At 64.3% G+C, this 13,736-nt stretch carries 12 protein-coding genes and 1 pseudogene; 8 read left to right on the forward strand and 5 right to left on the reverse strand.

Annotated elements, in window-relative coordinates:
* Positions 1–151 precede the first annotated feature (151 nt).
* A complete protein-coding gene (locus SR3_RS15375; protein WP_068087837.1) occupies positions 152–1,228 on the reverse strand; it encodes an extracellular catalytic domain type 1 short-chain-length polyhydroxyalkanoate depolymerase in 1,077 nt (358 codons plus the stop codon).
* A 170-nt stretch (positions 1,229–1,398) separates the two neighbouring features.
* On the opposite strand from SR3_RS15375, the gene SR3_RS15380 reads away from it, so the two are divergent.
* The 3 genes from SR3_RS15380 (at position 1,399) to SR3_RS15390 (ending at position 3,437) form a co-directional block, all read left to right on the forward strand.
* The gene (locus SR3_RS15380) at positions 1,399–1,653 is read left to right on the forward strand and encodes a hypothetical protein (protein WP_245653941.1); all 255 of its coding nucleotides are present in this window, start codon (positions 1,399–1,401) and stop codon (positions 1,651–1,653) included.
* Between the two features lie 140 nt (positions 1,654–1,793).
* Positions 1,794–2,432, forward strand: a complete 639-nt coding sequence (locus SR3_RS15385; protein WP_068087839.1) for a MarC family protein — start codon at positions 1,794–1,796, stop codon at positions 2,430–2,432.
* Positions 2,433–2,438: 6 nt separating this feature from the next.
* A complete protein-coding gene (locus SR3_RS15390; RefSeq protein WP_068087841.1) occupies positions 2,439–3,437 on the forward strand; it encodes a L,D-transpeptidase in 999 nt (332 codons plus the stop codon).
* Between the two features lie 15 nt (positions 3,438–3,452).
* Here the strand turns inward: SR3_RS15390 and SR3_RS15395 are convergent, their stop codons facing one another.
* Positions 3,453–4,367: a LysR family transcriptional regulator gene (locus SR3_RS15395; RefSeq protein ID WP_068087843.1), complete on the reverse strand. Its 915-nt coding sequence runs from the start codon at positions 4,365–4,367 to the stop codon at positions 3,453–3,455.
* A gap of 116 nt (positions 4,368–4,483) precedes the next feature.
* Between SR3_RS15395 and SR3_RS15400 the strand changes: the two genes are divergently transcribed.
* On the forward strand, positions 4,484–4,900 hold the full coding sequence (locus SR3_RS15400) for an ester cyclase (protein WP_068087845.1): 417 nt from the start codon (positions 4,484–4,486) through the stop codon (positions 4,898–4,900).
* Positions 4,901–4,925: 25 nt separating this feature from the next.
* Here SR3_RS15400 and SR3_RS15405 read toward each other — a convergent pair whose 3' ends face one another.
* Entirely contained in the window at positions 4,926–6,173 is a 1,248-nt protein-coding gene (locus SR3_RS15405; RefSeq protein WP_068087847.1) for a spinster family MFS transporter, read from the reverse strand.
* Between the two features lie 103 nt (positions 6,174–6,276).
* Between SR3_RS15405 and SR3_RS15410 the strand changes: the two genes are divergently transcribed.
* Positions 6,277–6,942 carry a TetR/AcrR family transcriptional regulator gene (locus tag SR3_RS15410; RefSeq protein ID WP_084455612.1) on the forward strand — a complete coding sequence of 222 codons (666 nt, stop codon included), beginning with the start codon at positions 6,277–6,279 and terminating at the stop codon, positions 6,940–6,942.
* Between the two features lie 59 nt (positions 6,943–7,001).
* Here the strand turns inward: SR3_RS15410 and SR3_RS15415 are convergent, their stop codons facing one another.
* Together SR3_RS15415 and SR3_RS15420 are read right to left on the reverse strand one after the other, a co-directional pair.
* A complete protein-coding gene (locus SR3_RS15415; RefSeq protein WP_068087849.1) occupies positions 7,002–7,403 on the reverse strand; it encodes a hypothetical protein in 402 nt (133 codons plus the stop codon).
* 126 nt (positions 7,404–7,529) lie between these two features.
* Complete coding sequence (locus tag SR3_RS15420) at positions 7,530–9,827, reverse strand: TonB-dependent receptor (RefSeq protein WP_068087855.1); 2,298 nt, start codon at positions 9,825–9,827, stop codon at positions 7,530–7,532.
* 208 nt (positions 9,828–10,035) lie between these two features.
* Between SR3_RS15420 and SR3_RS15425 the strand changes: the two genes are divergently transcribed.
* From SR3_RS15425 to SR3_RS15435, 3 genes and pseudogenes are all read left to right on the forward strand, one after another.
* Entirely contained in the window at positions 10,036–10,827 is a 792-nt protein-coding gene (locus SR3_RS15425) for a 3-keto-disaccharide hydrolase (protein ID WP_157098881.1), read from the forward strand.
* 203 nt (positions 10,828–11,030) lie between these two features.
* Positions 11,031–12,659: an alpha-L-fucosidase gene (locus SR3_RS15430; RefSeq protein WP_068087858.1), complete on the forward strand. Its 1,629-nt coding sequence runs from the start codon at positions 11,031–11,033 to the stop codon at positions 12,657–12,659.
* A gap of 165 nt (positions 12,660–12,824) precedes the next feature.
* A pseudogene (locus SR3_RS15435) lies at positions 12,825–13,736 on the forward strand (alpha-glucosidase); the annotation flags it as partial.

A 13,736-nucleotide genomic window follows, 5' to 3' on the forward strand; every position in this document is an offset into this window, starting at 1 on the left:
CCCCCGCCCTGTTTCAGGCTGGTGAGCAGGTCTAATAATGCGTCGCATTAACTTGACAAGCGTTAAGGGCGGCCCGGATCATTGTGAATTGCCAATGTGCGCCTGGAGGCTGACCAAGAGCAATGAACAGCGGCCTTGTCAGCGGCCCGGGTCAGGGCGTGGTGGCTGCACCGGCCTCTTTTTGTTGGCGGCTCCGCCGTCGTCTCGCCATGAAGAACCGGAGCATTTCTCTTGATGCATCGGGCCCCGCAGGATCGGTATAGGATCCACCTGCATGGCCGCCCGACCAGCCGTGGCCGCTGCCATGGACAGTCCATTCCTCCAGTAAAATTTCGCCACTCGTCGCTTTGTAGACCTTGCGGGTAAAATCACGCCCCCTCGGTGCGGTGCCGGGGAAAGCTTGCGACAGCAACGGACCCGGCTTCGACCTTTCGAGATTGGCCAGAAATGCACTGGCATTCGAAGGATGCACAACACGATCCTGGTCGCCGTGAAACACGATGGTGGGTGGGGGGCGTTTCAACGTTCCGGAAGGCCCGGAAGCGGATCGGCCCCGCATGGCCGACAGGGCTGCTGCAAGCGACCGGATCTGGCCTTGCGCGACGCCGGAGTGAACGCCAATGGCGACAAAGAGATCGGGATAGGCGGCCCCGGCAATGGCGGCAGCGGCGCCTCCTGCGGAAAGGCCGGCAATATAGATGCGGGCGGGGTTGGCCCGGCCAAGCGCCATGGCGTGGCGGGTGAGCGCCGCGATCGTCGCTGGCTCTCCGCGCCCACGTGCCTGATTGTCCGGGCTGTGCCAGTTCCAGCACCGGGCAAGGTTCGCGCTCTGGCTTTGTTGGGGATACAGGACGATAAATCCCAATTCATCGGCCAGCCTGTTCATGCCGGTGCCGATCGCGAAATCGAGCGCGGATTGCGAGCAGCCATGCAGCATCACCACCAGCGGCATGCGCCGCCGTGATGAACCATGGGGCGTATAGAGCCTGTAGCTGAGCGTGCCATGGCCGCAGGTGAACTCGCCACCGATGAAGCTGCCGGGAGCCGGGCGGGCAAGGGAAGGCGTCGATGCCTTTCGTGCGTGACCGACCTTGGCCCTGGCTGCGGTTTTGCGCTTTTTCGGAAGGTTGGGAGAAAAGCCCTTTTGAGCCGTGATGGTCGCGGACAGGAGGCGGCCCTTGCGTGCCAGACCTGCGGCTTTCATCAAGGCCTTGAGAAGGTCGGTCATGATGCTCCCGCAAAGCCGGTTCTGCCTGCCCAACGGTTGGCGCGCCCGTTCGATCCGGCGCAAGGCCTGTGAAATTCGTGCCGTGTTGCTTCAGGCTTGGACGTTTCCCGCTTCGGCGTCGTGTCGATCGCGGGCAGACAGGCTCGGGCAGACAGGCTAGAGCCCGTGCCATGACGCAGATTGATGTGACGCCGCTCGAACGCGCTGCCCGCGCGATGTATGACAATGTCCAGCCCGATTGGGACTGGAACGATCCCGACGCCGAACCGATGCGCAAACTGTATCGCGACAATGTCCGCGTGGCCTTTATGGCCGTGCTGGAGCCGAGCGCGGCGATGGTCCGCCGGGGGGAGAACAAGCTGGACCGGGCGGACTGCCTGGCCGTCTGGCAGGCCATGGTCGCCGCCATGCTGCAGGGCGAATAAATCGGGCTGGTCTGCGCACGTCAGACATTGGCAAATGATCCTATTCGCGTCATGTTGCTTCCTGGCTCAATGGCTTGAATGATCGGGCAAATTGAAGCGACGGATGGCTTTGGCGCTTCAGTCGGGAGTATCGCGGACTTATGGATCAGGCGGAACTGGCCAAGGCCTTCGGCGCGTTTTTCGCGGTGATGAACCCCTTTATCAACCTGCCGATCTTTCTGGCCCTCACCGCCAACCGCACCCCTGCCGAGCAGCGGGCGCTGGCGCTCAAGGTCACGATTTTCGCCGCGGTGATGAGTGTGGTCATCATGCTGTCGGGCAGTGCGATCATCGCCTTTTTCGGGATCACCATCGATCAGTTCCGCGTCGCGGGCGGGGCGGTGCTGGCCCATATCGCCTGGTCGATGCTGGATGGCACCGGCATGTCCTCGCACCATGGCAGCGATCAGGAGCGAGGGCATATGGGCGATCTTTCCGCCATGGCCTTCTATCCGCTGACCTTTCCCATGGTGGTGGGGCCGGGCACGATCACCACGCTGATCCTTTATGCCGCCCATGCCGAAACCACGCGCGACATGCTGGAGGTCTGGGCGATCGTCGGCAGCATCCTGCTGCTGCTCTTCGTGGTGCTGTTCTTCTCCGCGCAGATCGGCAGGCTGATGAGCGAGACGATGCGGGTGATCACCACCCGTTTGATGGGGCTCATTTTGCTGGCGATTTCGGTGGGTATGATCGTGGCGGGGGTGAGCGCGGTGTTTCCGCGATTGGTCGCCGGTTGAGGGGGGATGCGGGTGAAGAGCAGGCTGGCATTATGCGCGCTGATGGCTGTGGTCTGGGGTGGCCCGGCGATGGCGCAGGGGGAAAAGGTCAGCTCCGCGCCGGAGCTGGCGCGCGCCGCCGATCAGCTGAAACCGGGGCAATGGGTCTGGGCCTCGCGGATCGCGCCGGCCGGGCCGATCCTGATCTATGTCGATCTCTCGCGCCAGCGCGCCACGGTCTATCGCAATGGGGTGCGGATCGGGATCAGCACCATCTCTTCGGGCAAGGAAGGTCATGAAACGCCCACCGGCGTTTTCACCATCCTGCAAAAAGACGCCAGGCACCGTTCCAGCACCTACAACAATGCCGCCATGCCCTATCAGGAGCGCCTGACCTGGGACGGGGTGGCGCTGCATGCCGGGGGCCTGCCGGGCTATCCGGAAAGCCATGGCTGCGTCCATCTGCCCTATGGCTTCTCGCAGGAGCTTTTCGCCATCACCAGGCTGGGCGTGACGGTGGTGGTGCAAGGCGATGCCATCAACTATGAGCGCACCAGCGACTCCAGCCTGTTGGCGCCGATGGACCTTTCGGGCAAACCCCTGAAGCAGCAGATGCTGGAGGCGGGCGATTTCGTCTGGCAGCCCCAGCTTGCCCCCAGCGGACCGCTGACGATCATCGTCTCCAAGCTGGATCAGCGGGTGGTGGTGCTGCGCAACGGCATCGAGATCGGGCGCAGCGTGGCGCAGATCAATGACGATGACCCCGGATCGCATGTCATCACCCTGACCATGACCGGTGGCCGACCGCGCTGGATCTATGTCGGCCTGCCGGGGCATGACGAAGACGCCGGGCGGGCGTTGGATGAGGCCACGATCAATCGGCTGAAACTGCCGCGCGGGTTTTATGAGGCGGTCAAGGCTCAGCTGCGCACCGGCTCGACCATCCTGATCACCCAATCGAGCGTGGGGGATGATGGCCGTGGCCGCAAGCTGACGATTCTGGACAGCGTGAACCCTGCGCCATAAGCGCTGGCCCTCGTTTCAGGCGGGGCGTGCTGGCAACAGGCCTTTTCCGCTGCCTGCCGGAACGCCGGGGCCATCGCCGCGGGGGCGGGCCCGCAAACCATCGGCGATCAGGCTGGCCAGCTGCATCACCGGCCTTGGCCCCGGTTCGGGCGGCATCAGCAGGCTGATCTCGAAGACCGGCAGCGCGGGCAGGGCCTGATCCGCCACCATGCCCAGCCCCGCAGGCACCATCGAGGCCATGGCGGCGGTGATCGCCAGATCCGCGCGGATGGCGGTGATCATCGCCTCGAAGCCCTCATTGTCGAAGGCGGGGCGCCAGGCGCGCCCGGCCTCGTTCAGCGCGGCGGCGATGGGGGATCTGAACCGGCATGTCGGATGCGAGATCGAGACGGGCAGCGGTTCCTGCCGCCATGCCGTCCCCTCCGCCGCGCCGACCCATACCAAAGCTTCCCGAAACAGCGGCGTTCCACCTTCCGTGCCCGGCTCATGCTGAACCAGCGCCAGATCGACCATTCCATCGGCCAGCGCCTTGCCCAGCAGCGCCGATGGGGCTGAAATCAGCGACACCTCCGTCTCGGGCGAGGCCTTGGCGAAGGCCCTGAGCAGCGGCGGCAGGATTTCGCTGATGACATCGGGCGGGGCGCCAAGCCTGACGCGGTGGCGCGGGCTGCCCAGATCGCGCCACATCCGGTCGTTCAGCGCGATCATCTCGCGCGCCGTGGCGATCAGGCTCTCGCCCTTGGGGGCAAGGCGGGCGCCGCGATGGTCGCGCCACAGCAGGCGCTGATCCAGCAACGCTTCAAGCCGTGCCAGTTGCTGGCTGATCGCCCCCTGCGTGAGGTGCAGCGCGCGCGCCGCCGCGCTGAGGCTGCCCTGATCCACAATCGCCACGAAGGCGCGCAGCAGGGCGATGTCGATGTTGCGAATCATCGGGCCATTATGAGTGCTAATGGGATGGCTCACAAATGCTGGTTGGCGCGGCGCGGGAAAACTTGCGACGGCTTTGGCGCGCTGCGACGGAGCAGCTCTGACAAAGGTTTGATAGCATGACTGAAAAGCCGGACGGTATTGCGCTTGCCCGTGCCTTTTTCGCGCGGGTCTGGGGCGCTCCCCATGATCTGGACGCTATCGATGAGCTGATGACGCCTGACTATTGCCTGCACAATGCGGGCGCCACCATCATGGGCCGTGATCGCTTCAAGGCCTGGGTCGGCGAGATGCAGGCGCAGATCGGTGAGCCCACCAATGAGCATCTCGATCTCTTTATGGATGAAACGGGCGAGAAGGTTGTGTCGCGCTGGATCACGCGGGCGGTCAACAAGGGGCTGTTCGGCACGGCGCCGGATGGGCGCGCGATCGACTATACCGGAATCAGCATCTGGCGCGTGCGCGATGGGCGGCTGGCCGAATGCTGGGTCGAGCGCAGCGCGCTGGAGCTGCGCGGCCGCCTGATCGCCGATTAGGGGAGCACAGCGTCAGCGCTTGGCATCATGCCACCCATTCGCGGGCCAGATGGCGCCCACCGGCGATCATCAGCGCCGCTGACAGCAGATAAAAGCCCAGTCCCATGACAATCGCGTGGCGCAGTGCGTCCTGTCCGAAGGCGGGAGTCAGCACGTCGGAGAGCTTGCCGATCGTCAGCGAGCCCAGCCCGACGCCGATCAGATTGTTGATCAGCAGAAAGCTGGCCGAGGCAGTGCCGCGCATCGGGGCGGGCACCAGATGCTGCACCGCCGTCAGCACCGGCCCCAGCCAGAGATAGACCAGCGCCTGAGGCAGCAGGAACCACCAGAAAGCGGCCTGCGCCGATCCCGAATAGAGCCCGCCCGCAAACAGCGGCACGCCGATCAGGAAGGAGACGGCGGGTAGAAAGGCCAAGGCGGCGCGGTTGCGCCCGCCCAGCCAGTCGGCCAGCACGCCGCCGGCCATCACCCCCGCCGTGCCGCCGATCAGCAGCAGCAGGCCGAAGAAATGAGACGTTTCGACCAGACCCAGCCCGAAGGAGCGCCGCATCAGAGAAGGCAACCAGAACGCCAGCCCATAGCCCATCATCGAGCAGGAGGCCGCGCCGAAGGACAGGAACCAGAAGCTGCGCTTGCCTGCCAGAATGCTCAGCACAGTGCGCAGGGCAGGGGCTTCTGCGGCTGACGGACGGCGCGGATCGCGCACGAACCATGCGAAAAGCGGCGTGAAGGCCAGCCCTGCCAGCCCGACCGCCAGAAAGGCCGCGCGCCAGTTGACCGCCGCCGCCACATAGCCGCCCAGTAAAATGCCCGCCGCCGAGCCCAGCGGAATGCCCAGCGAATAGATGGACAGCGCCCGGGCGCGTTGATGCGGGGGGAAGGTGTCGGAGATCAGGGCGTAGGAGGGGGCCACGCCGCCTGCCTCGCCCACGCCGACGCCAAGGCGGCACAGGAACATCGCGCCGAAGCCCGAAACCATGCCGCACAGGGCGGTAAAGGCGCTCCATACGCCGAGAGAGGCCGCGATGACGGGTGTGCGCCCCTTGCGGTCGCCCAGCCAGGCCAGCGGCAGGCCCATGGTGGAATAGAGCAGGGCGAAGGCAAAGCCACCCAGCGCGCCCAACTGCGTATCGGATAGGTTCAGCTCCGCCTTGATAGGCGTGGCGAGGATGCCGAAAATCTGCCGGTCGATAAAGTTGAAGGTGTAGACCACCAGCAGCATCGCCAGCACGAAGGAGGGGCGCAAGGGGCGTGAGGCATTCTTGCCGGGCATCAATCTCTCCCTGAAACCCGGGCGCGGGTTTTCTTGCGCTTGGGCTCTTTTCAGGCATAGTAGTGAATAATGAATCATGATTCAAATTAGAAAGATGAGAGCGATGCCCCAGAGCAAGCCTCCCCGGAACAGCCAGGCGGGTGGCGCCGGCAGCGATACGAATGGGGGCGCCAGCGGCGGAAAGGTGCCCAAGACCGAGCGTGGCCGCCGCACCCTGCGCGCGCTGCTGAACGCCGCCGCGCTGGAATTTGGCGAGAAAGGCTTTCACGATGCCGCCATCAGCCAGATCACGGCGCGGGCGGGCGTGGCGGCGGGCAGCTTTTACGTCTATTTTGACAGCAAGGAGGCGATCTTCACCGCTCTGGTGAAGGATATGTCGATGCAGGTGCGCGATTACGTCGCCCCGCGCATCGCCGATGCGCCCGATCAGCTGGCGGCGGAAAAGGCGGGGCAGGCGGCCTATCTCGATTTCGTGCGCGAGCATCGCGAGATCTACCGCATCATCGATGAATCCGAATTCGTCGATCCAGCCTCGTACCGCGACCACTATACCAATTCGGCCAATCGCATCGCGGCGCGCCTGCAGGCGGCGATGGAGCGCGGCGAGATCGCTCAGGGCAATGCCGAGGTGCGCGCCTGGGCTCTGATGGGCATCAACGTCTTTCTGGGCCTGCGCTTCGGCGTATGGAGCGATGACGACACCAGCGGAATATTGGCCGAGGCCGGGCGTTTCATCGCCGAGGGTCTGGCGCCCAGGAGCAAGCCATAAGCGGCTGGCGGCCGTGCTACCGGAGCTTTGCCGAAGCCGGTGAGGTCACCCCGGCGGGCTTATTGCGTGCCGATAAAGCGCACCAATGACATGGCGAAGGAAAAGGTGAAAGGGTAGCCGAAGCGCGCGATGGGCCCGCGACCCTGCCTTTCGCGGCGACGCCAGCACCCGATCGCCATCGACACGCAACTGACGCTCACCGGAATGGCGATCAGGCCGATCTCGCGCAGATGGCGATTGGCGATCAGCGATTGGGGCAGGACGATGAGGCTGATGCCCCCGGCGATCGTCCCCCATAGAGCAAGGCTGAAAATGGCGAGAATGGGAGGTTTGGGGGAACCGAGAGGCTCGGTCACGGTGTCGGAATCTGACCCGCCAAAGGACTCGCCAAGCAGTTCCAGGAGAAGCGGAAGCAGGAATTCACCCAGAAAGGGCAGGATGACATCGAAGACGAGTTCCATGGTGCCGCCGCGATCGCTCCCTTGCCTGCGGGGAGCATGGTAACAGCATTTCCGGAATGAAATCAAATATCAATCTACAAGAAGCAGGTGGGCGCGGTGTTGGCCTCCACCGCGCCCCGCAGGTTTTTAAAAGCTCATGGTCACTGTGCCGAAGACCTGGCGCGGATTGCCCCAATAGGTGGTCAGCACGCCTTCCTTGCCAAGCGTTGGGATCAGTGTGCCTTGCGGCGTGTAGGTCAGGGCGCCGGTCGTGGCATTGGCGGCGACATAGGTATAGCCGGAGGTCTTGTAGCGCTTGTCGGCCAGATTCTTGCCATAGACGCCCACAGTCCAGCGGCCGCCGGGCGCGCGATAGACCAGGCTGGCATCGAAGAGCGCATAGGCGCGCTGGTCGAGATAGGGGTTCGGGATCTCGAACTGATAGGTCGTGCTTTTCCACGACATGCCGCCCGTCAGATCCAGCGAACCCTTGGGCACCGGCAGCGCCAGCGTGGCCGAGGCATTGCCGTTCCACGCCGGCGTGTTCTGCACCTTGCGATAGGCGGCCACATCGGTGGGGGCATTGTTGATCAGCGTGATATATTTCAGATATTTGGCGTCGATATAGCCCAGCGATCCGTTCAGTGTCAGCAGGCCCAGCTTGAAGTGGCCTTCGGCCTCCACGCCCTGCATTCGCGCCTTGCCCGCATTGGAGACCACGCCGCAGAAGCTGGGCAGGCCCGAGACCGTGCAGGCCACCGAACCGGGGATCTGCACATCGGTGTAATCCATGCGGAAGGCGGCAAGGTTCAGCGCCAGCTTGCGATCAAGCAGGCGGGTTTTCACGCCGACCTCGTAATTGTTGACCTTCTCGGGCCGGAAGCTGAGGAATTCGCCCTGGGTCTCGCCCGGGGGAGCATTCACCCCCACGCCGCGCGGGTCGAAACCGCCTCCCTTGAAGCCCTGCGAATAGCTGACATAGATGGTGTTATCCGTGTTGGGCCGCCAGTTGATCGAGGCGCGCGGCGTGAATTTGGTGTAGGTGGCATTGCCGAAGAAATTGGTGCTGGGCGCGCCGAAAGGAATGCCCGCGCCGCCGAAGGTGGGCGATCCGCCGCCCAGATAGTTCTGGCGCAGGATCGTCGCGCCGCGCTTGTCCCAGGTGTAGCGCCCGCCCGCCTCAAGGCTGATGTGGTCGGTCACATCATAGGTCAGATTGGCGAAGCCGGCCATGGTGTCCGTCACGATCTTGGCATCGGTATAGGCCGTCAGCCCCGAAACGGTGGTGAAGAGGCGCACATCGAACTGGGTCAGCGCCGTGGCATTCAGGTAATAGAAGCCCGCCATGCCATTGAAGCGGCCTTTCGAAACAAGAACCTGCAGTTCCTGACTCAGCTGCCGATTGCGATAATAGGCCGGAACATCGACATCCTGTGACGCCGTGGCATCGAAATCGATGGGCGAGGCCGAGTCATCCTTGCGATAGGCGGTGATCGACCGCAAGGTCAGCCCATCGACCGGCTTGGCCTCGAGAAACAGCGACCAGCCCCAGGCCTTCACATCCTGCTTCGGGCTGGTGAGCCCGGCCAGCGTGTCGAACACATTGGGCAGCACCGGCGCGCCGGTCAACTGGCCCGGGATCTCGCGATGCCCGCCGCGCGGGTTGGACATGTCATGCGTGTAATCGCCGGTCATGCGGGCGAAGATCTTGTCGCCATGCACTTCGATCGTGCCGCGCCCGGCGATGATGTCCTTGTTGTAATTGTCCTGGCCGGTGGTCAGATCCTTGCCGAAACCGCCGCGCGTCAGCCGCGCGAAGGAGCCGCCCACACGCACCAGCCCGTTTTTATCCAGAGGCGTGCTGGCGGTGATGACGCCATCGGCCTGATTGTAGCTGCCATAGGTGCCGCGCAGCTGGACATGCGCCTTGTCGTCCAGCTTCTTGGTGACATATTTGATCGCGCCGCCGATGGTGTTGCGGCCATAGAGCGTGCCCTGCGGTCCGCGCAAAACCTCAACCCGTTCAACATCATAGATGTCCAGAACAGCAGCCTGCGGGCGGTTGAGATAGATGTCGTCGAGATAGATGCCCACGCCCTGCTCGAAGCCGGAGACCGGGTCCTGCTGGCCCACGCCGCGAATAAAGGCCGAAAGCGTGGAGTTGGTCCCGCGTGAGGGTTCCAGCGTGACGTTGGGCACTTCATCGGCCAGATCGGTGATGTCCATCGCGCCCTTGGCCGCCAGTTGATCGCCGGTGAAGGCCGAGATGGCGATGGGGACCGAGGTCAGCGTTTCATTGCGGCGGCGGGCGGTGACGATGATATCGTCATTGCCAACGGAAGGCGCGGATTTGGGGGCATCCTGCGCCATGGCGGGCATCGACAGCACCCCCAGCGCGACGGTTGAGAGCAGGAATGCGCATATCGGGCTTGCGGTGTGTGCCATGGTCCTCTCCTCGCGCGGCGATCTTCTGCGCCAGCGTCGTGGAGGGACAATATTGAAACATGAACCGAGTTTCAACTTTGAAGTGTATCAAAAGCGACATCGGTGTCAAAATGCCGGGCGGGGCCCGCAACCTTGCGCTCTGAAGGGTTCCCAACATCGCCGCGGCCCATCATGATATGGGCCGGGAATGCTGAAAGGAATGGCAACGATGAAATCGATCTTTCTGAGTGCGAGCCTGCTGCTGGTTGCCATCCCATCGGCCGCGCTGGCGCAGGACAGCAAGGGCAGGCCCGAGGACACCGAGCAATGGTCGCCGGCGGTGCCGGTGGTGACGCCGGGCAGCAGCGAGACCGCCTCCCCGCCCTCCGATGCGACCGTGCTGTTCGCAGGCGCGTCGCTCGACCAATGGGTTTCGGTGAAGGACGGTTCGGCGGCGCGTTGGACCGTGGCGGACGGGGTGATGACGGTGCTGAAGGAGGCTGGCAACATCCAGACGCGTCAGTCCTTCGGCAATTACCAGCTCCATCTCGAATATCGGATCCCGGCGGACGTCACCGGCAAGGGGCAGGCGCGGGGCAACAGCGGCCTGTTCCTGGCTTCTACCGGCCCCGGTGACACGGGCTACGAGTTGCAGATCATGGACAGCTACCACAACGATACCTACGTCAACGGTCAGGCTGGCGCGATCTACAAGCAAGTGCCGCCGCTCGTGAACCCTGTGCGTAAGCCCGGAGCGTGGCAGAGCATCGACGTGGTGTGGACCAAACCCATGTTCGCGGCGGACGGATCGTTGAAGAGCCCGGCCTATCTCACCGCCTATATCAATGGCGTGCTGGTGCAGAACCACGCTGCGTTGCGCGGGGAGACGATCTATGTCGGCAAGCCCGGCTACAAGCCCTACGATCGCGCGCCGATCAAGCTGCAAGCGCATGGCGATCCGAGCAAGCCGATCAGCTATCGCAACATATGGCTGCGCGAATTGGCTGATATCGCCGGATAAAAGGCGGAATACGCCGGGCCGGCCCCGTGGGCGCCAGCCGGCTGACTGCTGCGAAGCGATGAGGGCATCCCAGGGGTGTTCATGACCATCGCTGACAAAAAATGAAAACAACATTCACTAGTGAAATCTTCTATCATAGGTGATACGAAGCCCTGACTCGGGCACGCCATGACAGGGCGGCCGGTCAAGGAGAGGATGCAGCCATGTTCGACCGCCGCGGATTGTTGGGCTCGGCCGCTGCCGCCGCGACCACGCTGGTGGCCCCGCAAGGCCGGGCTGCCGGCGCCACGGGCAGGGTGCAGCCCAGCTGGGCCTCGCTGGCCGCCTCATGGCGCATGCCGGACTGGTTCCGCGATGCCAAATTCGGCATCTGGGCGCATTGGGGCGCGCAGGCCGTGCCCGAATTCGGCGATTGGTACGGTCGGCTGATGTATGTGCAGGGCGATCCCTTCTACGAACACCATCTCAAGCATTACGGCCATCCCGCTCGTACCGGCTTTATGGAGATCGAAAACCTCTGGAAGGCGCAGGCCTGGGAGCCTGACAGGCTGATCGATCTCTACAAGAAGGCGGGCGCGCGCTATTTCATGGCGCTGGCCTGCCACCACGACAATCTCGACACCTTCGACAGCGCGCATCACGCCTGGAACACGCTGCGCGTCGGTCCTCGGCGCGACATTGTCGGCGGCTGGGAGAAGGCGGCGCGCGGTGCGGGCTTGCGTTTCGGCGTCTCCAACCATGCCTCGCACAGCTGGCACTGGTGGCAGACGGCCTATGGCTATGACGCCGAAGGCCCCATGCGCGGCCAGCGCTATGACGCCTGGCATCTGCGCAAGGAGCATGGCGCGGGCACCTGGTGGGAAGGCCTCGACCCGCAGGAGCTGTACAATGGCCCGTGGTATGCCGCGCCCGATGGCATCGCCTCGATCAAGGCGATGAACGACTGGCACGCCGCGCATGACGGCGTGTGGAGCGAAGCCGTGCCGCCGGGGCCGCGTGGACAGGCCTATGCCGCGCAATGGCTGGCGCGCCAGCAGGATCTTGTCGCCAAATACCGGCCCGATCTCGTTTATTTCGACGATTACAACCTGCCGTTGGGGCAGGCGGGAATCGCCGCTGCCGCCGATTACTACAACCGCGCCATCAGCTGGCATGGCACGCCCGATGTGGTGCTGACCGGCAAGCAGCTCACGCCGTTCCAGCGGCAAGGCATCGTCGAGGATGTCGAGCGCGGCTTTGCCGATGCCATCCGCCCGGAGCCCTGGCAGACCGATACCTGCATCGGCAGCTGGTTTTACGACCGCCCGCTGGCCGAGCGCAAAGGTTACAAAAGCGCCAAGCAGGTGCTTCAGCGCCTGTGCGATGTGGTGGCCAAGAACGGCTGCCTGCTGCTTTCGGTGCCGCTGCGGGCCGATGGCACGCATGACGAGCAGGAGTTGGGCATTCTGGCCGATCTCGGGCGCTGGTTCGCGGTCAATGGCGCGGGCATCTATGGCACGCGGCCATGGCGTGTGTTCGGCGAGGGGCCCAATGTGCCGCCCAAGGGCATGCAGAGCGAGGCGGAGATGAAGCCCTACACGGCTCAGGATATCCGCATCACGGCGGGCGGCGGCGGGCTGAACCTCTTCCTGCTGGACTGGCCCGAGGGCGAGGCGCGCATCGCCTGCCTCGGTCGCCGGGCGAGCGGCGGGGTGATCGAGCATGTGACGCTGAACGGCGGCGGCCCGGTGCGCTTCGTGCAGGATGAGGATGGGCTGCGGCTGACCTTGCCCGCGGGCGGGAATGGCTTGCCGGTGCCGGGTTTGCGGATTGAGGGGCGTGGGCTGCTCTGAGGAGGGCAAAGACCGGAAATTTATGGCTTCTTGCCTCGATAGGGCCATTTGATAGCGATACCAATTGACCGACTATAGTTCCTGCCGATCGAAACCCGGGTTTCGACGCGACGATCACTACATTGCAGAGGATGCTTCTTGGTGGATCACACATTCGACGCCGTCGTGCCTGTCTCATGGGCGCCCGACCGTCCTGCTGAATGGACTGGCCTAGCCCGCAAGGGGCTGCTGGCGCTGGGCCTGTCGTGGCTGGCGCTGAGCGCGACCCCGGCGCTTGCCGAGCCGATGGCGCTGCTGGACCGGAACGGCAGCCGCGTCGCGGTCGAGCCCTATGCGCCCAACATCGTGCGTGTGACCATCGCGCTCGATCCCGCGCTGGCCAGCGCCGCGCCGGGCGAGGGGCCCAATGCCAGGCCTGACGCTGCCGGCTGGACGCATCATGCCGATGCCTCGGGCGATGTCTTTGCCTCTGCCGGGCTGACGCTGACGGTCGACGCCAAGCCCTATCCCCCCGCGCCCACGATGATGGAGCGCTATTTCGCGCCCGCTCTGCCCCCGGTCAGCCTCTCGATCAAGGGCGCGGACGGCAGCCTGTTGGCGCGCATGAGCGGCTGGGAGATGGCCCCCGTCACCGTCAATGGCGAGAAGACCTTCAAGGTCGGCGCCAGTTTCGATGCCGCCCCGGGCGAGCATTACTATGGTCTGGGCCAGAATCAGGAAGGCATTTTCGACCTCAAGGGCCGCCAGATCGACTGCGCCCATAATTACGACGCCCCTGCGGGCGAGACCGTCTGCGTGCCCTTCATGATCACCAACAAGGGCGACGGCAAGGTGTGGGGCATCGTCTGGGACAATCCGGCGCGCACGCTGGTCTGGCCGGGCCTGCATGGCAGCACGCGCTTCCAGTCGCAGGTGGGTGAACGGGTCTCCTTCTTCGTCATCACCGGCAACAACAGCGACGATCTCTACGCCGGCTATGCCAGGCTGACCGGCACCACGCCCTTGCCGCCCAAGGCCGCCTTCGGCCTGATCCAGAGCAAGGCGCGTTACGAGAGCCAGAAGGAACTGCTCGACATC

The sequence above is a fragment of the Novosphingobium rosa NBRC 15208 genome, assembly GCF_001598555.1.
Taxonomy (GTDB): domain Bacteria; phylum Pseudomonadota; class Alphaproteobacteria; order Sphingomonadales; family Sphingomonadaceae; genus Novosphingobium; species Novosphingobium rosa.

Coding starts and splice junctions, on each gene's coding strand:
- SR3_RS15410 (WP_084455612.1), top strand. CDS start 6,277: ATGCCCCAGAGCAAGCCTCCCCGGAACAGCCAGGCGGGTGGCGCCGGC.
- SR3_RS15425 (WP_157098881.1), top strand. CDS start 10,036: ATGAAATCGATCTTTCTGAGTGCGAGCCTGCTGCTGGTTGCCATCCCA.
- SR3_RS15430 (WP_068087858.1), top strand. CDS start 11,031: ATGTTCGACCGCCGCGGATTGTTGGGCTCGGCCGCTGCCGCCGCGACC.
- SR3_RS15400 (WP_068087845.1), top strand. CDS start 4,484: ATGACTGAAAAGCCGGACGGTATTGCGCTTGCCCGTGCCTTTTTCGCG.
- SR3_RS15380 (WP_245653941.1), top strand. CDS start 1,399: ATGACGCAGATTGATGTGACGCCGCTCGAACGCGCTGCCCGCGCGATG.
- SR3_RS15405 (WP_068087847.1), bottom strand. CDS start 6,173: ATGCCCGGCAAGAATGCCTCACGCCCCTTGCGCCCCTCCTTCGTGCTG.
- SR3_RS15420 (WP_068087855.1), bottom strand. CDS start 9,827: ATGGCACACACCGCAAGCCCGATATGCGCATTCCTGCTCTCAACCGTC.
- SR3_RS15375 (WP_068087837.1), bottom strand. CDS start 1,228: ATGACCGACCTTCTCAAGGCCTTGATGAAAGCCGCAGGTCTGGCACGC.
- SR3_RS15415 (WP_068087849.1), bottom strand. CDS start 7,403: ATGGAACTCGTCTTCGATGTCATCCTGCCCTTTCTGGGTGAATTCCTG.
- SR3_RS15390 (WP_068087841.1), top strand. CDS start 2,439: ATGCGGGTGAAGAGCAGGCTGGCATTATGCGCGCTGATGGCTGTGGTC.
- SR3_RS15385 (WP_068087839.1), top strand. CDS start 1,794: ATGGATCAGGCGGAACTGGCCAAGGCCTTCGGCGCGTTTTTCGCGGTG.
- SR3_RS15395 (WP_068087843.1), bottom strand. CDS start 4,367: ATGATTCGCAACATCGACATCGCCCTGCTGCGCGCCTTCGTGGCGATT.